Annotated in this window: 19 protein-coding genes; 13 read left to right on the forward strand and 6 right to left on the reverse strand. The window is 64.6% G+C overall.

Annotated elements, in window-relative coordinates; translation table 11 throughout:
- Window positions 1–8: 8 nt before the first annotated feature.
- The 3 genes from sigZ (at window position 9) to ETQ85_RS09900 (ending at window position 2,424) form a co-directional block, all read left to right on the forward strand.
- Window positions 9–590 (forward strand): RNA polymerase sigma factor SigZ, encoded by a 582-nt coding sequence (sigZ, locus tag ETQ85_RS09890; RefSeq protein WP_342781955.1) that lies wholly within the window; start codon window positions 9–11, stop codon window positions 588–590.
- 123 nt (window positions 591–713) lie between these two features.
- Entirely contained in the window at window positions 714–2,180 is a 1,467-nt protein-coding gene (locus tag ETQ85_RS09895) for a permease (RefSeq protein ID WP_148578886.1), read from the forward strand.
- A gap of 1 nt (window position 2,181) precedes the next feature.
- Window positions 2,182–2,424, forward strand: coding sequence for a thioredoxin family protein (locus ETQ85_RS09900; protein ID WP_148578887.1), 243 nt, complete (start codon window positions 2,182–2,184; stop codon window positions 2,422–2,424).
- Between the two features lie 37 nt (window positions 2,425–2,461).
- On the opposite strand, the gene ETQ85_RS09905 is transcribed toward ETQ85_RS09900, so the two are convergent.
- Entirely contained in the window at window positions 2,462–2,950 is a 489-nt protein-coding gene (locus ETQ85_RS09905) for a Fur family transcriptional regulator (protein WP_246128722.1), read from the reverse strand.
- A 71-nt stretch (window positions 2,951–3,021) separates the two neighbouring features.
- Between ETQ85_RS09905 and ETQ85_RS09910 the strand changes: the two genes are divergently transcribed.
- The 7 genes from ETQ85_RS09910 (at window position 3,022) to ETQ85_RS09940 (ending at window position 10,309) form a co-directional block, all read left to right on the forward strand.
- Window positions 3,022–3,285 (forward strand): ZIP family metal transporter, encoded by a 264-nt coding sequence (locus ETQ85_RS09910; RefSeq protein WP_148578888.1) that lies wholly within the window; start codon window positions 3,022–3,024, stop codon window positions 3,283–3,285.
- A 98-nt stretch (window positions 3,286–3,383) separates the two neighbouring features.
- A complete protein-coding gene (locus tag ETQ85_RS09915; protein ID WP_148578889.1) occupies window positions 3,384–4,037 on the forward strand; it encodes a DUF1826 domain-containing protein in 654 nt (217 codons plus the stop codon).
- Between the two features lie 166 nt (window positions 4,038–4,203).
- Window positions 4,204–5,394 (forward strand): porin family protein, encoded by a 1,191-nt coding sequence (locus tag ETQ85_RS09920; RefSeq protein ID WP_148578890.1) that lies wholly within the window; start codon window positions 4,204–4,206, stop codon window positions 5,392–5,394.
- A gap of 7 nt (window positions 5,395–5,401) precedes the next feature.
- Window positions 5,402–5,827, forward strand: coding sequence for a hypothetical protein (locus tag ETQ85_RS09925; protein ID WP_148578891.1), 426 nt, complete (start codon window positions 5,402–5,404; stop codon window positions 5,825–5,827).
- 16 nt (window positions 5,828–5,843) lie between these two features.
- Window positions 5,844–8,234 (forward strand): putative bifunctional diguanylate cyclase/phosphodiesterase, encoded by a 2,391-nt coding sequence (locus tag ETQ85_RS09930; RefSeq protein WP_148578892.1) that lies wholly within the window; start codon window positions 5,844–5,846, stop codon window positions 8,232–8,234.
- A gap of 96 nt (window positions 8,235–8,330) precedes the next feature.
- Window positions 8,331–9,590: a putative Na+/H+ antiporter gene (locus ETQ85_RS09935; protein WP_148578893.1), complete on the forward strand. Its 1,260-nt coding sequence runs from the start codon at window positions 8,331–8,333 to the stop codon at window positions 9,588–9,590.
- A gap of 95 nt (window positions 9,591–9,685) precedes the next feature.
- Window positions 9,686–10,309, forward strand: a complete 624-nt coding sequence (locus ETQ85_RS09940; RefSeq protein WP_246128723.1) for an RBBP9/YdeN family alpha/beta hydrolase — start codon at window positions 9,686–9,688, stop codon at window positions 10,307–10,309.
- Here the strand turns inward: ETQ85_RS09940 and ETQ85_RS09945 are convergent.
- From ETQ85_RS09945 to ETQ85_RS09965, 5 genes are read right to left on the reverse strand one after another with little or no spacing between them, the layout of a single operon-like run.
- Complete coding sequence (locus ETQ85_RS09945) at window positions 10,306–11,253, reverse strand: CysB family HTH-type transcriptional regulator (protein WP_148578894.1); 948 nt, start codon at window positions 11,251–11,253, stop codon at window positions 10,306–10,308. The two genes, ETQ85_RS09940 and ETQ85_RS09945, sit on opposite strands and share 4 nt — an antisense overlap.
- Window positions 11,253–12,362 (reverse strand): sulfate/molybdate ABC transporter ATP-binding protein, encoded by a 1,110-nt coding sequence (locus tag ETQ85_RS09950; protein ID WP_148578895.1) that lies wholly within the window; start codon window positions 12,360–12,362, stop codon window positions 11,253–11,255. The genes ETQ85_RS09945 and ETQ85_RS09950 overlap by 1 nt, the downstream gene beginning before the upstream one ends.
- 4 nt (window positions 12,363–12,366) lie before the next feature.
- Window positions 12,367–13,260 (reverse strand): sulfate ABC transporter permease subunit CysW, encoded by an 894-nt coding sequence (gene cysW / locus ETQ85_RS09955; protein WP_148579022.1) that lies wholly within the window; start codon window positions 13,258–13,260, stop codon window positions 12,367–12,369.
- On the reverse strand, window positions 13,260–14,096 hold the full coding sequence (gene cysT / locus ETQ85_RS09960; RefSeq protein WP_148578896.1) for a sulfate ABC transporter permease subunit CysT: 837 nt from the start codon (window positions 14,094–14,096) through the stop codon (window positions 13,260–13,262). Before cysT ends, cysW begins: the two co-directional genes overlap by 1 nt.
- Complete coding sequence (locus tag ETQ85_RS09965) at window positions 14,096–15,109, reverse strand: sulfate ABC transporter substrate-binding protein (RefSeq protein ID WP_148578897.1); 1,014 nt, start codon at window positions 15,107–15,109, stop codon at window positions 14,096–14,098. Before ETQ85_RS09965 ends, cysT begins: the two co-directional genes overlap by 1 nt.
- A gap of 205 nt (window positions 15,110–15,314) precedes the next feature.
- Here ETQ85_RS09965 and ETQ85_RS09970 point away from each other — a divergent pair, with 205 nt between their 5' ends.
- The 3 genes from ETQ85_RS09970 to ETQ85_RS09980 all read left to right on the forward strand — a co-directional run bounded on the left by ETQ85_RS09970 (window position 15,315) and on the right by ETQ85_RS09980 (window position 19,349).
- Window positions 15,315–16,181 carry a hypothetical protein gene (locus tag ETQ85_RS09970; protein WP_148578898.1) on the forward strand — a complete coding sequence of 289 codons (867 nt, stop codon included), beginning with the start codon at window positions 15,315–15,317 and terminating at the stop codon, window positions 16,179–16,181.
- Window positions 16,182–16,335: 154 nt separating this feature from the next.
- Window positions 16,336–17,826, forward strand: coding sequence for a glycerol kinase GlpK (gene glpK, locus ETQ85_RS09975; RefSeq protein WP_148578899.1), 1,491 nt, complete (start codon window positions 16,336–16,338; stop codon window positions 17,824–17,826).
- Window positions 17,823–19,349 carry a glycerol-3-phosphate dehydrogenase/oxidase gene (locus ETQ85_RS09980; RefSeq protein ID WP_148578900.1) on the forward strand — a complete coding sequence of 509 codons (1,527 nt, stop codon included), beginning with the start codon at window positions 17,823–17,825 and terminating at the stop codon, window positions 19,347–19,349. Before glpK ends, ETQ85_RS09980 begins: the two co-directional genes overlap by 4 nt.
- Window positions 19,350–19,366: the final 17 nt, after the last annotated feature.

A 19,366-nucleotide genomic window follows, 5' to 3' on the forward strand; every position in this document is an offset into this window, starting at 1 on the left:
AACAAGCTGTGTCCCCCGTTGCCCCCTGCCTGTGCAAACCGGAGATTGTCATGACAGCTTCCTGTCTGCTTGCTGCCTGGTCAAATCACGAAGCCGAGTTACGTCGCTATTTGCGCCATCGACTGAGCGACCCGGACGAGGCGGACGATCTGGTACAGGAACTGTTTCTCAGGGCATGCCGACAAGGGCAGGCCTTCTGCACGGTGCACAACGCACGGGCCTGGCTCTTCGAAGTGGCACGCAATCTTCTGATGGATCACTTCCGGAAGACCCGTGTCGCGCTTCCACTACCCGACAATCTTGCCACTTCAGAACCTGACGATGCAGCGGTCGATCTGCTTGCCCAGTGCCTGCCGCGAGTGCTGTCCGAGCTGTCGGCGGACGATCGGGAAGCCCTCAGCCTGTGCGATCTCGGCGGCATGTCGCAGGCCGCGTTTGCAGAAATGAAGGGGCTGTCACTGCCGGGTGCAAAATCCCGGGTGCAGCGTGCGCGAGAACGCTTGCGGGAGCACATGTCGCAGGCTTGCCAGGTGCAGCTTGACGAGGCCGGGCACGTCTGCTGTTTTGTCCCCCGGCCGCCGGCAAAATAAAAAACAGCAAAAGACTGCATCCTTTCCGGGGCGGAAGCGTCATCACAGCAAAGACACTTGTATTCGCGAATGTGCCTCTAAAGGATCGACGCAAAAGAGGACTCGCTGGTAAGGGAGATTGCCATGAACGAGCTGCTTTCCGGGGTTGTGAGCGTTTTGTACGGTGGGCTGGGAAATCTTGCGGCTTACCTCGCAGCGCACGTGCTGCTGTGCCTGTTGCCGGCCTTCTTTATCGCGGGCGCCATGGCGGCCCTGATCCCGAAGGAAACGATCACGCGTTTCCTCGGCCGCAATTCGAGCAAGACCGTCTCCTATCCGGCAGCGGCCGCAGCCGGCTCCCTGCTGGCCGTGTGCTCGTGCACGATCGTTCCGCTCTTCGCCGGCATCTACAAGAAGGGCGCGGGGCTCGGGCCGGCGATCACCTTTCTGTTCTTCGCCCCGGCCGCCAACATTCTTGCGCTGGTTTATACCGGCGGCGTCATCGGGGCAGATCTCGCCATTGCGCGCTTCGTCCTGTCTCTGATCTTCGGTATCGGCATCGGGCTCATCATGGCGCTGGTCTTTCGCAGCGACGACGCAGCCCACGATCTGGCGACCGACAATCCCTTTTCCGCCCAGGGCGAAGGCATGGGACGTATGTCCCTTGTGTTCCTGTTCGTATGGGTCGCGCTGCTGCTGGCCGGCACGCTGAAGCTCAATCTGTTCACCGGCACGTATGTGCACATCGACCTGCCACTGGCCAATGCGCACACCTGGCAGGACATGCTTGATCGTCTCGTTCCCTATGACGCCTCGAAGGGTGAAGAGGGAGTGTCGGTGCAGGGTGTGCTGCTGATCACCCTGCTGGGCGCCATCGGCCTGAGCGCCTGGCGCGGCCTCGAAAACATCGAGAATGGCCCCAACGCCTGGACATGGACCAGCCTTGGCCTGATCGCCGTCACGCTGCTGGTGGCGGCGCTATCCGTGCAGGCGCTACCCGGCAGCCTGCGCGTCGGCCTGACTGGCAAGTTTTTCGCGGTCGCCGTGTGCCTGGCAGTGCTGTCCGCCATCGCGCGCCGTCACTTGTCGGAAGAACAGTTGCGCGACTGGCTGTGGGAATCGTGGCGCTTCGTGAAGCAGATTTTTCCACTGCTGGTGATCGGCGTTTTCGTCGTCGGCATGATCCGCGTGCTGATACGCCCCGAGTGGATCGAAATGCTGGCCGGCACCAACTCGGTCATCGGCAACCTGGCGGGCGTGACCTTCGGGGTGTTCATGTATTTCCCGACCCTGGTCGAAGTTCCGATCGCCAAGATGTTCCTCGACCTGGGCATGCATCGCGGACCGCTGCTGGCCTACCTGATGTCCGACCCCGAGCTCTCCCTGCAAAGCATGCTGATCATCTCGGCCATCATCGGCCGCAGAAAAACGGCGACCTACGTTGGCCTCGTTGCCCTGTTCAGCGCAACGGCCGGACTCACCTACGGCGCCTGGGTGGACGGCACCTCCCCGCTGCTGCTCGCCCTCTGGCTGGCTGGATTCATTGCTGTACTGGCGACGCTGCTATCGCTGGCAAGTCGTCATGGACGTTCTTCACTCAAAGGAGTCTGAAATGTTGAACATCAAGGTTCTGGGCCCGGGCTGTGCCAATTGCAAAAAGCTTGAAGAGATCGCCCGCGAGGCGGTGGCGGCCGTCGGCGTCGAAGCCGAAATCACCAAGGTCACCGACATGCAGCAGATCATTGCCTACGACGTGCTGAAAACGCCAGGGCTGGTGATCAACGAAAAACTGGTGTCGTCGGGCCGGATTCCAACGCCCGCATCGGTTGCCGAATGGATTCGCGCGGCAACCTGAAGGCTCTACTGCGCCAGCCTGGGCTCTCCGGCTGTGCTTACGGCTGCGAGTCCGGCTTGCGGCACTGCGGACAAATCGCACCAATCTCGACCTCCTGGCTTTCCAGCTGGTGCCCGGCCGCCACCAGGCTGGCAGCAAGAGTACGAATCACCTCTTCATCCTGCAGCTCGGTCACCCCATTGCAGCGTGGACAGACCAGGAACAAACCGGGTATTTGCGCCTGATGACACAACTGGCTGCAGGCCACGAAGAGGTTCATTCGTCCGATCTTGTGTACCAGCCCCTGCTCGATCAGGAAATCCAGCGCCCGATAAACCGTTGGCGGTGAAGCCCCCGGCTTGTCCGCCTTGATCCGCTCCAGCAAGTCATAGGCCTTGAGCCCCTTCGGATTACGGTGAAGCAGCGCTAGCACCATCCGGCGAATCGGCGTCAGGCTCGCGCCACGGGTCCGGCAACCTGCTTCTGCCCGATCCAGGAAGGCGGCTTCATCAACAGATACTTCGGCAGGCATGTAGGCGCTATTCATTGGGCGTGCTTTGTGGGAATGAATGCAATGTTATAACATTGCATTCATTCCTGAAATTTAGACAATCGCCCATGCTAACCCGACTTGAGCACCTTCCGGCCACGAGCCCGCTGACTGGCATCATCATCGCCAGTCTGGCAGGCGGCCTGCTCAGCATGCTGGTCGCCGCACTGCTTACCTTCGGGCTGCCCCGGCGCTGGCTGACGCGGATGGTCAGCTTCTCGACCGGCGTCCTGCTGGCTACCGCCTTCCTCGATCTGCTGCCGGAAGCATCCGATGCCGGCTTGTCGCCAAAGGTTTTGTTCGCACTCGTGCTGGCCGGCCTGAACAGGTGATTTTGCCTGGCACAGCGGTTTCATGGCCGCAGGTATCGCATTGGTCCCGACCGGAATTGCCCTTCTCCACTAAGCTGCCAATCCAGGCACTCATCCCGATGAATGCACGTAGCGACATCCTCGCCCCGCCTCCCCATACCCTGATCAGCCAAACACCGGCCGAGCTGATCGACATATTCGCGGCGGATACACAGCTGGCCGTCTGGGAGCGCCCCATTGATCCGGCCATCGCCACGTACCTCGATGCCTCCCGGCAGCGTCTTGGCAGCGGGCTACGCATCAGCCTGTCACCCGGAGCCCTGCCCGACCTGTCCGGTCTGCCCGATGGCCCCGGTCGCTCGGCCCTCGCTGACGACATCCGCCAGCTGACCGAGCTTCTTGGCGAACTCCTCGACTGCCCACGCATCGGCATGCGCCTGGAAGTCATCGGCAAGGCCATGTGCCCGCGCCTTCACGTGGATCGGGTCGGCATCCGCCTGCTGTGCACCTACCGGGGGCCCGGTACCGAATGGATTTCAGACAGCGGAGCGGATCGGCGCAAGCTGGGTGCCGACGCCGGCGGGCAGCCCGACGAGGTCTCGGGACTCTTCGGACCGGAGACGCGCATCGAGTCCGTCGCTCCGTTTGCTGTGTCGTTGCTGAAGGGCAGCCTGTGGCAGGGCAATACCGGCCGCGGCATCATCCACCGCTCGCCAGACGTACCGACAAAACAATTACCGCGGGTCGTGCTGGCCCTTGATGGCATGTGGTGAGTGCGCTCACCGAGGGGCGTCAGTGGCGCGGCGTGACGTAGTTCGCATTGCTCCGGAGACGGGATATGTTTTTCTGCGGGACCGTGATGCCTGCGGGAAACCCTTACAAACAGGCTGATAAACTATATTCACCTGTGTTTTGCACGCTATGCCCCTGGCCTGCCTCATGCTTCAGCCTGTTCATCCACTCCTCTTCGCCCTGGCGCTCGCCCTGCCCATCGGAGTGGCTGCCGAAGACAAGGATCCGCCCCGCCTCGGCATCAAGGGCTTCGGGACCCTCGGTCTGGCACGCTCCGACGACAGCGACGCCGGCTTTGTCCGCGACCTCTCCCAGCCCCGGGGCCTCACGACCCACTGGTCCGGCAAAATCGATTCAGTACTCGGCGTACAGGCCAACTATCGCTTCGGCGAGCGCACGGAGGCCGTGCTGCAGGCAGTCAGCCGCTATCGCTACGACAACGGCTTTGGCCCGGAAATCACCTGGGCCTTCCTGCGCCACGACTTCTCGCCCGAATGGAGCCTGCGCGCCGGACGAATCGGCACCGAATTCTTCATGCTCTCCGACTCGCGACTGGTCGGTTACGCCAACCTGACGGTCCGACCACCGGTCGAGTTCTACGGCCCGCTGGTATTCAGCTATTTCGACGGGTTAGACCTGGCCGCCACCACACAGCTCGGCAGTGGACTGCTGCGCGGCAAGCTGTTTGCCGGGCATGCCGCCGAACGGGCCCCGGTGGCACCTGGCCTGAGCTGGAACCTGCAAGGATCGCGGATGTTTGGCGGCCACGTGGATTATCTGTCGGGCCCCTGGCAGGTACGTCTGGGGCATACCGCGATTCGCTTCAGCCACGAAATGCCCATCAACGAGTTCGCCGGAATCGACGTCCTCGGCCTCGCCCCGCAACTGGCCGCACAAGGAACCTGGAGCCACTACGACTCACTCGGGGTGGTCTACGAGCAGGGAGCACTGCAGATCCAGGGCATGGTGAACCGTATCCACAACGAAACCGACCAGTACGAAGACTCCTGGGCGGGCTACCTGATCGGCGCCTACCGCCTGGGCAACTTCACGCCCTACACGGGCTACTCGCAAACCCGTAGCTCGCCGCTTTCGCTGCCGGCCGAAATGCCGGCAGCACAGGCCGCGGTGATCCGCTACGCGCTGTCCTATTCCCATTCCGACCAGCGGACGATCTTCATCGGTACCCGCTGGGATTTCGCCCAAAACCTGGCCCTCAAGGCGCAGGTGGACCGGACTCATGGGCAACCCGACTCCCGCTTCCTGTTCCGCGAAACAACATCCGGGTGGGACGGCCGCATGACGGTCTTCAGCCTCGCCCTCGATTTTGTCTTCTAAGCCCGCCATGCGTCTGCAGCGATGCCTGCTGGCCCTCGCCCTCAGCCTCTTTGCCACCGCAGCCAGGGCAGAGTTGGTCGTGGCCGTCGACACCCGCCTCGGCATTACCCGCCTCAGCCGCGAGGAAGTCGTCAACATTTTCCTCGGACGTTACCGCAAACTGCCTTCCGGCCAGGCGGCAATGCCCATCGACCAGCCGACGTCGAGCCCTCTGCGCAAGGAGTTTTACCGCCGACTGGTGGGCAAGGATCTTTCCGAGATCAACGCCTACTGGGCACGACTCATCTTTTCCGGCAAGACCAGTCCGCCCATGCAAACCGAGAACACGGAAGATGTCGGCCCGCTGATCCAGGCCATTCCCGGCGGAATAGGCTACCTGGAGCGCAGCCAGCTCACGCCGGACTTGCGCGTGGTCCTCGAAATGGCGCCTTGAACGCTTAAAAGTGTCCATGAAGCTGATCCCCCACGGCCTTCTGCTCCGCTCCCTGATCGCCAGCATCCTGGTTGTCCTGGTTGCCGGAATGGGCAGCCTGGCCTACACCGTGCACGCCACCAGCGAGCAAACCCGCCAGCGGGCCGTCGTACGCTTCGACCAGCTCCTCCACACCGTCGAGCGCACGCTGCAGGCCGCCTGCTTCGTCAAGGACGAAGGGCTGGCCAGCGAGATCGCCCTCGGCCTGCTGGGCAACAGCGAGGTCTTCGAGGTCCGCATCATCGAAAGCGGTCGGGAACTGGCCGCCAGCCGGCGCCAGGGTCCAGCCGCCGGCAGCGACGGCAGTCCACTGGCCCTGCAGCGCGCCATCCACTCCCCCTTCGAGCCTGCCCGGATCATCGGCGAGATCCATCTCGTTGCCGACCCGCAGGTCATCGCCGCCGAAATCTCCGCGCAAGTCAGGCTGGCCGCCGTGCAAGTGGGCTGGCAACTGTTCTTCGTGGCCGCTTCCGTGGCGGGAGCCATGCTGCTGTTCGTGGCCCGCCCGATTGCCTCGATGTCGAACCGCCTGCATGGCATGGACCCGGTGTCCGGCGAACGCCTGGCCATTCCACCGGGGCATGCCAACACCGAGATCGGCCGCCTGGCCAACGACGTCAACCAGCTCGCTGACCGCCTCGTCGTGGCGCTGCAAGAAGAGCGCAGCCTGCACCGTCAGCGCGAGGTGGACGAGCGTAAATACCACGCGATCTTTGATAACGCCGAAACCGGCATTTTCATCATCGACCGAAGCGGGACCGTCATCTCCGCCAACCCCGCCTTCCACCGGGAACTCAACCTGCCGCCCAGCGACGCGCCAGCCGGCGGCCTGCGCCTTCTTGATCTGCCGTGGGAAACACTCACGCCCTTGACCCCACTCATTGAAGGCCCCTTCGTCGACGACACCGCCCACGCCGGCGACGTGTGCCTGCACGACGCCGGCGGCCAACGGCGCTGGCTCAACATGGTCCTCAGCCCGATCGGCGATGGCCTGCTGCAGGGCGTGGTGCACGACGTATCCACCCTCAAGGAAGCAGAAGCCCTGGCCCGCCGGCAAGCCATCACCGATCCGCTGACCGGGCTCGCCAACCGCCATGGCATCGAGCAGCGCCTGCGCGATGGTGTCGCCAGCCTTGCCCAGGGGCAGAGCAGCGGCCTGGCGCTGGTGATGGTCGATCTGGACGGCTTCAGCAAGGTCAATGAGGGCATCGGCCTGCCCGCTGGCGATGAGGTCCTGCGTGTCGTGACCAGCCGTCTGCTTTCCTGCGTCAAGGAGAGCGATACGGTTGCCCGCCTGGCCGCCGACATTTTTGTCGTCATGCTGCAGAACGTCAGTCGTTCCGCCACGGCCCTCAAGGTGGTCGGACGCATCGTTAATCTGCTGCGCCAGCCTTATCTGGTGGAAGGCTCGCCCATCGTCCTCCATGCCAGTATCGGGATTGCCCTTGCGCCGAATGACGGGGAGGACGTCCCGACCCTGCTGCGTCATGCCGAACTGGCCGTGGACAAGGCCAAGGCAGCCGGTGGCGACACCCACGTCTTCTTCGACCCTACCCTGAGCCGGATTGCCGAACACCGTCGGCAACTGGAAAAAGACCTGCGCCAGGCGCTGCACAAGGAAGAGTTCGTGCTCTTCTACCAGCCGGTCGTCGATCTTCACGCCCGCCGCCTGGTGGGTGCCGAAGCACTGATACGCTGGCGTCACCCGGAACGCGGCCTCGTCTCGCCGGACGCGTTCATCCCGCTGGCCGAACAAACCGGCATCATCGACGAGATCGGCCTGTGGGTCTTCGATTCCGTGTGCCGGCAGATCTCCGCGTGGCGGGCCGCCGGGCATGACTACCGGATTTCATTCAACGTATCCGGCCGGCAGATCCCCGATGGACTGTCGCCGGAGATCCTCGCCGAAACGCTGCGCCGCTACGCCGTCCCGCCCCAGAGCATTGCCCTGGAAATTACCGAGGGCGTGCTGCTGGCCGACGTGGATCAGGCCCGGGCCTGGCTCGATGCTGCCCACGGGCTCGGCATGCGGGTCTATCTGGACGACTTCGGCACGGGCTACTCATCCCTGTCCTATCTCAAGCGCTTTCCGGTAGACACCCTCAAGGTGGACAAGTCTTTCGTGCTCGACATGCACGACGACGGCAACGAGCGGACGCTCGTCGAAGCGATCATTGCCATGGGGCGCAGCCTGGGTCTGGACGTGGTGGCCGAGGGCGTGGAATCCGCCGCCCATGCCGACCTCCTGCGCCACATGGGGTGCCATTACGCGCAGGGCTATCACTTTGCACGACCGCTGCCGGTCGCCGAATTCGAGGCCGCCGCCGGGCATATCGCCGCACAACTGGCTCCGGCGGCAGCGCGATAGCCGGCCAGCCCGCCGGAGTCGGGCAGTGAGACGTGTAAAATTCAGCGCACAGAAGTCTTCCGCTCTCCCCGACCATCGCGCCAAGGAACTCCCCCCGTGACTCCGACCCTCATCGAGTTGATCGGTGCAGCACTGTTCGCCATCGCGATCCTGCACACCTTCGCCACCCGCTTCTTCGAACATCTGGCCCATACACGCCCGACCCACGCCGGCCTGTGGCACCTGCTCGGCGAGGTCGAAGTGGTGTTCGGTTTCTGGGCGATGGTCCTGATGATCGCCATGTTCGCCATCATCGGCGCCAGCGCGGCCACCGAATACATCGAATCGCGCAACTTTACCGAGCCGATGTTCGTCTTTGCCATCATGGTGATCGCCGGCACGCGGCCGATCCTGCGCACGGCCACTGCCGCGGTCGGGCTGATCGCCCGCGCCGCGCCGCTGCCCGGCTCGATGGCCAGCTATTTCACCGTGATGGCCCTGGTCCCGCTGCTCGGCTCCTTCATCACCGAGCCGGCGGCGATGACCCTCGCCGCGCTGATCCTGCGCGACCAGTTTTTCAGCCGCGGCCTGTCCACCCGGCTCAAGTACGCCACCCTCGGCGTGCTCTTCGTGAATATTTCCATCGGCGGCACCCTGACCCCGTTTGCCGCCCCGCCGGTGCTGATGGTGGCAGGCAAATGGGGCTGGGACATCAACTTCATGCTGGCCGAGTTCGGCTGGAAGGCCGCCATTGCGGTAAGCATCAACGCCCTTGGCGTCACCCTGGCCTTCCGCCGCGAACTGGCTGCCATCGCGACCGCAAAAGCCTCCAGCGCAGACGAGGCGGTACCTCCCTTTCTGACGCTGGTACATATCGCCTTCCTGTGCGGCGTCGTCGTCTTTGCCCATCATCCGCCGCTCTTCCTCGGCCTGTTCCTGTTCTTTCTCGGCATTTCCCACGCCTACGCACGCCACCAGGACCGCCTGATCCTCAAGGAAGGCTTGCTGGTGGCCTTCTTCCTGGCCGGCCTGGTGGTCCTTGGCGGCCTGCAGCAGTGGTGGCTGCAGCCGCTCCTGATGAGCATGAGCAGCGATGCGGTCTTTATCGGCGCCACGGCCCTGACCGCGCTGACGGACAATGCCGCGCTGACCTACCTGGGCTCGCTGGTCGAAGGTTTGTCGGACGACTTCAAATACGCACTGGTCGCCGGTGCGGTGACGGGTGGCGGCCTGACCATCATCGCCAACGCGCCCAACCCGGCCGGTACTTCGATCCTGAAAGGCAGCTTCGATGACGAGGCGGTGAATCCGGGCGGGCTCCTGCTCGCCGCCCTGCTCCCGACACTGGTTGCCGGGCTCGCCTTCCGCTTTCTCTGAACGATCTCCAACGGACGCAGCCATTCCCGTGCCGAGAATAAGCTTTCACGATTTTCTTGGTTCTACCGAATGAACAGCGTCCCTAGACTCGCCCCATGACTCTGCAGCACACCACCCTCATCGTCCCCGGCTTCCACGGCAGCGAACCGCAACACTGGCAAAGCTGGCTCGAAACGCAACTGCCCTGCACGCGGCGCGTAGGCGGCATCGACTGGGAGCGCCCCCAACTGGCTCACTGGGCCAACGCCGTGGGCGACGCAATTGACCATTCGCCAGGCCCGGTGTGGCTTGTTGCCCACAGTTTCGGTTGCCTGGCCGCGGTGGTCGCCGCGGCAAACCGCCCGGGCCGGGTAGCCGGGCTGATGCTCGTTGCCCCGGCCGATCCGGAACGCTTTACGCCCCACGGCCTGCGTAACGAGAACAGCCACCCGGAACAGGACAGCGTAGCCAGCTGGATTCCCCGCCAGCCCCTTGGTGTATCGGGCATCGTCGTCGCCAGCACCAACGACCCGTGGGTGCGCCTGTCATCCGCGGCCTACTGGGCAGATCGCTGGGGCTGCCAGCTTGAGGAAATCGGCCCCGCCGGCCACATCAATGTGGACTCCGGCCACGGCCCGTGGCCGCGGGGCCTGGAAATACTGCTGGCGCTGCAGGCCGCTGGCCAGGACCTGCCCCTGGGCCAGCTCGACGACATCAGGCCAGGCCGGCGCAGCGCTTAAAGCTCGGCTCCGTAAAGATCCTTCTCCGGCCGCAGGGCCGACCGCACCACCGCCTCGGTGAGTTCCGGCGAGCACAGCTCGATGAAGCAATAGGCAAAACCGCGCAAAAAGTGCCCGCGCCGCACGGCGATGCGGGTCACGTTCTCCTCGAACAAGTGGCTGCTCGCCAGCATTTTCAGGCCCTGATCCCGGTTCGGGTCATAGGCCATCGACGCAACGATGCCGATGCCCAGCCCCAGCTCCACGTAGGCCTTGATCACGTCCGCATCGAGGGCCGACATGACGATGTCCGGCGCGAGGCCTGCCCTGGCAAAGGTCTCGTCAATCTTTGCCCGACCCGTGAAGCCCTCGTGGTAGGTGATCAGCGGATGTTCGGCGATCGCCTCCAGCGTCAGCGGCTCCACCGACTCCAGCGGATGCCCCACCGGCACGATCACCGAGTGATGCCAGCCGTAATACGGAAATGACACGAAGTCAGGCACCCCGGCGAGGGATTCGGTGGCGATGCCGATCTCGGCCCGCCCGTCCTGCAGCATGGTGACGATCTCCGCCGGGCTGGCCTGATGCAGCACCAGGTGCACCTTCGGAAAAGCCTGCTTGAACTGCGTCACCACCCGCGGCAGCGCGTAACGGGCCTGGGTGTGGGTAGTGACGATGGTCAGCTGGCCGTGGTCCTTGTTACTGAACTGGTCGGCGATGCTCTTGATGTTGCGGGCATCCATCAACATGCGGTCCACGATGTGCACCAGCTCCTGCCCCGGCTCGGTCAGGCCGAGCAGGCGCTTGCCCTTGCGGATGAAGAGTTCGAGCCCGAGCTCGTCCTCCAGATCCTTGATGTGCTTGGAAACCCCCGACTGGGAGGTGAACAGCGCGTTCGCCACCTCGGTCAGGTTGAAACTGCGGCGCACCGTCTCGTGAATGATGCGCAGTTGCTGGAAATTCATCAGATCACCCAGTTTGGCGCGCTGCCTTCGGCAATCGCGGCCTTCTCTCGTTCAAATACTCTCAGCCGAGAGGGTAGCAGACGCACCGCCTGCCCTTCCTCCAGCCCCAGCCGGGCCACTTCGTCGCGGGTGATTTCGACCTCGAAAAGCTGCCCTGTCGAACCGTTCAGGCCGTCCAGCTCGATCCGTGCCGTCACGCCAAAGGCCAGGATGCGGCTGATCTTCGCCGCCACGCCGCTGGTTTCCTGCGGATCGATCACGATGTTCAGCTCGTGGGGCCGCGCAAAGGCAAACACCTCGGCACCATTGCCAAAAGCCACCTTGTCGCGGAACAGCAGGTCGTCGCCCACATGCACGGCGTCGCCCTCGACCCGCCCGTGGAACAGATTCACCGAACCGAGGAAGCCATACACGAAGGGCGAGGCCGGATGGCGATACACCTCTTCCGGCGTCCCCACCTGCTCCACCTTGCCGTGGTCCATCAACACCACCCGGTCGGCCACTTCCAGGGCTTCTTCCTGGTCATGGGTCACAAAGATGGAGGTGATGTGCAGCTCGTCGTGCAGCCGGCGCAGCCAGCGGCGCAGCTCCTTGCGCACCTTGGCGTCCAGCGCACCGAAGGGTTCGTCGAGCAGCAGCACGCGCGGTTCCACCGCCAGGGCGCGAGCCAGGGCGATACGCTGGCGCTGACCGCCGGAAAGCTGCGACGGAAAGCGGTCGGCCACCCAGTCGAGCTGCACCAGTTTGAGCAGCTCGGTCACCTTGGCCTTGATGGCGCTCTCCGACGGACGCTCGCGGCGCGGCTTCATGCGCATCCCGAAGGCCACGTTATCGAAGACGCTCATGTGACGGAACAAGGCGTAGTGCTGGAACACAAAGCCCACCTGACGTTCCCGCACATGGGTGTCGGAGGCGTCGGCGCCGTCGAGCAGCACCTGACCGCTATCGGCCGACTCCAGCCCGGCGATGATGCGCAGCAGGGTCGTCTTGCCGCAACCGGAAGGGCCCAGCAGCGCTACCAGCTCGCCGGTGGGAAAGTCGAGGGACACGTCCTTGAGGGCAGTGAAGCTGCCGAATTCCTTGCGGATGTTCTTGACCTGGATGCTCATGATCTTATTCCTCGGATAACTGGTTCGCCTTGCCGGCCTGATGCTCCACCCAGGTCTTGATGACCAGGGTGACGAGCGCCAGCAGCGCCAGCAGGGAGGCCACCGCAAAGGCGGCGGCAAACTGGTATTCGTTGTAAAGAATCTCGACGTGCAGCGGCATGGTGTTGGTCATGCCGCGGATATGGCCCGACACCACGCTCACCGCGCCAAACTCGCCCATCGCCCGGGCGTTGCACAGGATCACCCCGTAGAGCAGGCCCCACTTCACGTTGGGCAGGGTCACGTACCAAAAGGTCTGCCAACCCTTGGCGCCCAGCACCACGGCGGCCTCCTCTTCGTCCTTGCCCTGGGCTTCCATCAGCGGAATCAGCTCGCGGGCGACGAAGGGGAAGGTCACGAAGATCGTCGCCAGCACGATGCCCGGCACCGCAAAGACCACCTTCAGGTCATGCTCCGCCAGCCACGGCCCGAACCAGCCCTGGGCACCAAAGACCAGGATGTAGATCAGGCCCGACACCACCGGCGACACCGAGAACGGCAGGTCGATCAGGGTGATCAGCAGATGCTTGCCGCGAAACTCGAACTTGGTGATGGACCACGCAGCCGCAACGCCAAAGAACAGGTTCAGCGGCACCGAGATTGCCGCGGCAATCAGGGTCAGCTTGATCGCCGAGATCGCATCGGCGTCGATCAGTGCCGAGATGTACACCTCCCAGCCCTTGCGAAACGCCTCCACGAACACCGCCACCAGCGGCAGCAGCAAAAAGATCGCGAAGAAGGTCAGCGACGTGCCGAGAATCGCCCACTTCACCAGCTTCGGCTCACGGGTCGCGGCCTTCGATTCAAAGCGGCCGGCCTGATCGCCGACCCCGTGCAATACAGCAGCTGCGCCGGACATCAGCGTTCCCTCCCGGTACGTTTGGCAGTCCATGCCTGCAGGCCGTTGATGACCAGCAGCAGCACGAACGAGATAAGCAGCATGACCACCGCGATGGCGGTCGCCCCGGCGTAGTCGTATTGCTCAAGCTTGGTGATGATCATCAGCGGGGTGATTTCCGACACCATCGGGATGTTGCCGGCGATGAAGATCACCGAACCGTATTCCCCTACCGCGCGGGCAAAGGCCATCGCAAAGCCGGTCATCAGCGCCGGCAGCACGGTCGGAAAGACCACATAGCGGAAGGCCTGCCAGCGGTTGGCACCGAGGCTCACTGCCGCCTCTTCGTATTCCGTGTCCAGATCCTCGAGGATCGGCTGCACCGTGCGCACCACGAAGGGCAAGCCGATGAAGACCAGCGCCACCAGCACCCCCAGCGGCGTAAACGCCACCTGGATGCCCAGCGGCTCGAGCAGCTTGCCGACCCAGCCGTTCTTGGCGTAAAGCGCCGTCAGTGCAATACCCGCCACCGCCGTCGGCAGCGCGAAGGGCAAATCCACCAGTGCATCCACCAGGCGCTTGCCGGGGAAGGAATAGCGCACCAGCGCCCAGGCCAGCATCAGGCCGAAGAAGGTGTTGATCAGCGCGGCAATCAGCGACGCGCCAAAGGTGAGTTTGTAGGACGCAATCACCCGTGGCGACGACACCGCCGCCAGGAAGTGATCCAGCCCCAGGGAGCCGGCTTTCACGAAGACCGCCACAAGGGGGATCAACACGATCAGCGACAGCCAGGCGAGGGTGTAGCCCAGGCTCAAACCAAAGCCCGGCAACACGCGGAAGGTTCGGGATGCCGCCATCAACGTTTCACCACGATCTGGTCATACACGCCGCCATCGGCAAAATGCACCTTCTGCACCGCATCCCAGCCGCCCAGCTTCTGCTCCACGGTGAAAGTCTTCACCGTCGGGAAGCGGCTGGCGTACTTCTTCAGCACCGCCGGATCGCGGGGGCGGAAATGGTGCTTGGCGATGATCTCCTGGCCTTCCGGGGCAAACAGGAAGTTCAGGTAAGCCTCGGCCACCTTGCGGGTGCCGCGCTTGTTGACCACCTTGTTCACCACCGCCACGGGGGCCGCCGCCTCGATGGACAGGGACGGATAAACCACGTCGAACTTGTCGCCACCGACTTCCTGGTCGATCAGCACGGCTTCGTTTTCAAAGGTGATCAGTACATCGCCGATGTCGCGCTGGGTGAAGGTGGTCGTCGCACCGCGACCGCCACCGTCGAGCACCGGCACGTTGGCAAACAGCTTGGTGACGAAATCCCTGGCGCCGGCATCCGTACCGGTCTTTTGCAGCGCGTAGCCCCAGGCAGCCAGATACGTGTAACGACCGTTACCGGAAGTCTTCGGATTAGGAACGATCACCTGCAGGCCGGGACGGACCAGATCCGGCCAGTCCTTGATGCCCTTCGGGTTGCCCTTGCGGACAAGGAAGATCGTTGTCGTCGTGTAGGGCGTCGCCGCATGCGGAAAAGCCTTGCGCCAGTCCGGCGAGGTAAGGCCCTGCTTCGCCAGCAGTTCGATATCCGGCGCCTGGTTCATGGTCACCACGTCTGCATCGAGGCCCGCCACAACCGACTGAACCTGCTTGCTGGAGCCACCGTGGGACTGGTTGATGGTCAGCTTCTCGCCAGCCGTGCGCTGCCACTGGGCAGCAAAGGCCGGGTTGATGTCCTTGTAGAGCTCCCGCGAAACGTCATAGGAAACGTTGAGGAGCGTCGTGTCGGCGAACGCCGGAACGGCCTGCAAAACAGCCAGGCCCGCCACAATCGCCAAAGCGGGGCGGAATACAGAGCGGGTCGGGGACATGGAGTTCTCCTTGGAATCGAGTCAGGACCCGAGTCTAGGGAGGACCGGCAGTGCACCAAACCAATAAAAACGGCTTTATATATTCCGGAATCTGCAAAAGAACTCAACGCGTAACAAGATCGGGTTATATGAAAGGCGCACGTCGACACTCAAACGGTTACAAAAAGCGTCCCGATGTCACACCCGCCGGTCTAGAATCCGGCCGATGTTCCAACCGCAATACACTCCCTCGTCGCGACCGCTCTACCTGGCGCTCGCGGTGTCAGTGCTCATCCATGCGCTCGTCCTTCTGATCCAGCTCCAGAAGCCGGAAGGGGATAGTCGCGCCCAGCCACGCATGGAGGCCCGCCTGGCACCGCGGCCAGTCAAGCCGCCAACAAAAATCGCCACTGCGCCGCCCACCCCGCCTGTCAAGGCAAAACCCGTCAAGGCACAGAAAGCCGAGCCCAAGCCGCGCATTCTCACCGCCCGCAAGTCGAACGCACCGGCCGTGCGCACGGCCGAGCCAACACCCAAGTGGAGCGTCGCGCAAAAGGAGGAGATGGACAGCTTCCTCAATGAACTGGCGACCGAAGCCAAGAGCAAGCCCAAGCCCGACCTGGCTGAACGCTCCATGGCCATGGCCCGCGACATTGCCCGCGAGCGCCCGCGCGAAGGCGGCAGCCGCCACCGCAACGATCCCGACGACTTGATCGAACGCATCCCCAACAGCCCGCCGGTCGATCCCTTCAGCCTCGAGTTCTACATGGACTCGCTGGTCAAGAAGCTCAACCGCAGCGCCTCCTTCGTGAAGAATGATCCGCGCGCCCGGGGCATGCACAACGCTGCCATCCAGGTGCGCCTCAACCCGGATGGCTCCCTGAAGAGCTTCGTGGTCGTCCGGGCCGGCGACCAGCAGGAGGAAATCGCCTTCGTCAAATCGGTCGTGGAGCGCGCCATTCCTTTCTCCGCCTTCCCGCCGGACATCCTCAAGTCGGCCAGCTCCCTGGCCCTGATGATCTGCATCCAGCCGTCCATCGGCGGTGGCGGGGGTTTCGGCTTCACCCGCAGGCCCGAAGGAAGCGGCTGCTGAAACACACGGCAGCCCATTCTGTGGGTCGGACTTCAGTCCGACAGTGCCTGTCTGAACCCGTGTTGTCGGACTGAAGTCCGACCCACAGAAGCAGTCAGGCAGCGGCAATCGGGAGTAAATTGTCTGGCGTCCCCTTCCTTGACGCCTCGCCACCATGTCCTGCCTTCTCGCCCTGGACCAGGGCACCAGCAGCAGCCGGGCCATCGTCTTCGATGCCGAAGGCCGGGCGCTCGCCAGCGTCCAGCAGGAATTCCGCCAGTTCTACCCCCAGCCCGGGTGGGTCGAGCACGATCCGCTGGAAATCTGGCAGACCCAGCTCGATTGCGCCCGCCAGGCCCTGCACCAGGCTGGGCTCGCCGCCCGCGACGTGGCCGCCATCGGCATTGCCAACCAGCGGGAAACCACGGTGCTGTGGGAACGCGCCACTGGCCGCCCGCTGGCCCCGGCCATTGTCTGGCAGGATCGCCGCACCGTGCCCGACTGCGAGCGCCTGCGCGAAGCCGGCCACGCGGGGTTGATCCGCGCCCGTAGCGGCCTTGAGCTGGACGCCTACTTTTCGGCCACCAAGATCACCTGGCTGCTCGATCACACGCCCGCCGCCCGCCGCCGGGCCGAAGCCGGCGAACTGGCCTTCGGCACCATCGACAGCTGGCTGGTGTGGCAGCTCACCGCCGGCGCCCGCCACGTTACCGACCCCGGCAATGCCTCGCGCACGATGCTCTTCGACATCCACCGCCAGTGCTGGGACGACGAGCTGCTGGCCCTCTTCCGCACCCCCCGCGCGCTGCTGCCGGCAGTGGTGGATACCAGCGGCGTGCTCGGCGACACCGCCCCAGCCCTGTTCGGCGCCGCCATTCCCATCGGCGGGCTGGCCGGCGACCAGCAGGCGGCCACCTTCGGCCAGGCCTGCCTGACGCCCGGTTCGGCCAAGAACACCTACGGCACCGGCTGCTTCCTGATGCTCAATACCGGCCAGCAGCCGGTGGAATCGCAACACCGCCTCCTCACCACCCTCGGCTGGCGCATGAAGGGGCGTACCGACTACATGCTCGAAGGCGGTGTCTTCATCGGCGGTGCGGTGGTCCAGTGGCTGCGCGACGGGCTCGGGCTTATCGAAAAGGCCGCCGATATCGAAGCCCTTGCCGCCTCGGTGCCGGACAGCGGCGGCGCCGTACTGGTGCCCGCTTTCGCCGGCCTCGGTGCCCCCTACTGGGATGGCTACGCCCGCGGCACGCTGGTCGGGCTGACCCGCGGTGTCACCAAGGCCCACATCGCCCGCGCAGCCCTCGACGCCATCGCCCTGCAAACGGTGGACCTGGTGGATGCCATGAACCGCGACGGCGCCGGCCTGCTCAGCGAACTGCGGGTGGACGGCGGCGCGGCCCGCAACGACTTGCTGATGCAAACCCAGGCCGATCTCCTAGGCGTGCCGGTGATCCGCCCTCGCCAGACGGAGACGACGGCCCTGGGCGCCGCCTTCTTCGCCGGACTTGCCGTGGGTGTCTGGCGCGATACGACCGAGCTGGCCAGCCACTGGCAGGCCGAACGCGTCTTCGAACCCACCCGCAACGCCGACTGGCGTACAGCCCGCCTCACCGAATGGCACCGGGCGGTGGACCGCGCCCGTGGCTGGGCCATGCCATGACGCGCACCGAACTGCTCGCACGCCTGCGCACCACACCACGCTGGGATGTGCTGGTCATCGGCGGCGGCGCCACCGGCCTCGGCTGCGCCGTCGATGCGGCGGCACGTGGTCACTCGACCCTGTTGCTCGAAGCCCACGACTTCGCCAAGGGCACCAGCTCCCGCTCCACCAAGCTCGTCCACGGCGGCGTGCGCTACCTGGCGCAAGGCCGCATCGGCCTCGTCCGCGAAGCCCTGGCCGAGCGCGCCACCCTGCTCCGCAACGCCCCCCACCTGGTTCATCCCCAGCGCTTCGTCGTGCCGGTCTATCGCCAGTGGGACAGGCTCATGCTGGACGTCGGCCTGAGCGCCTACGACTGGCTGGCCGGCAGTCGCAGCCTGGGCGCCAGCAAACTGCTGTCGGTGGCAGAGACAATCGCTGCATTGCCGACGGTCCGGCAGTGGGGCCTCGTCGGCGGCATCGCCTACATGGACGCCCGCTTCGACGATGCCCGGCTGGCCATCACGTTGATGCGCACCGTGCTGGATCTGGGCGGGCTGGCGCTCAACTACCTACCGGTCGAAGGCCTGCGCCGCGAAGACGGCCAGGTGCGTGGCGTCGAAGCGCGGGATGCGGAACGCGGCGAGCGCTTCACCGTCGCAGCCCGCGTCGTTATCAACGCTGCTGGCGTGTGGGCCGACGACATCCGCCGCCTCGACGAGCCCACCACGTCCAGCCAGCTCGCCCCCAGCCAGGGCGCCCACGTGGTGGTGGACCGGGACTTCCTCCCCGGTGACACCGCCCTGCTGATTCCCCACACCGCCGACGGCCGTGTGCTGTTCATCATCCCGTGGCAGGGCAAGGTACTGCTCGGCACCACCGACACCCCGCGCCACGACACCCCTCTCGAGCCCCGACCGCTGGCGGCAGAAATCGACTTCATCCTCGACACAGCCTCCCGCTACCTGACCCGGCCGCCCACCCGAAGCGACGTGCGCAGCGCCTTCGCCGGCCTGCGCCCGCTCATCGGGTCCGGCCAGGGTAGCGCCACCGCCAGCCTGTCGCGGGAACACGTGATCCAGGTTTCCAAAAGCGGGCTGGTCTCGGTGGCCGGCGGCAAATGGACTACCTACCGGCGCATGGGGCAGGAAATCATCGACCGGGCCGAGGCCGCCGGCGGACTGGTCCGCCGCGCCAGCGCAACCGAAAACCTGCGCCTGCATGCCAGCCCGGATTCCCCGTCGAATGACGTATTGGGCACCGATCGCCACAGCATCGCAGGGCTACCTGGCGCCAACAGGCAAATTCACCCGGCACTCAGCCTCAGCGAAGCCGAAGTCCGCTACGCCGCCCGCTTCGAACAGGCCCGCAGTGTCGAGGATGTGCTGGCCCGGCGCAGTCGCGCACTCTTTGTCGATACCACGGCCGCCAGTGAAGCCGCCCCCGCCGTGGCCCGCATCCTCGCCGACGAACTCGGCTGGACCGAAATCCAGGCCTCTGAAATGACGGAAGCCTTCCACCAGCTGGCGGAAGGCTTCCGTTAAAACGACCGGCGCAACGA

Source organism: Zoogloea oleivorans (assembly GCF_008107625.1).
Lineage (GTDB): Bacteria > Pseudomonadota > Gammaproteobacteria > Burkholderiales > Rhodocyclaceae > Zoogloea > Zoogloea oleivorans.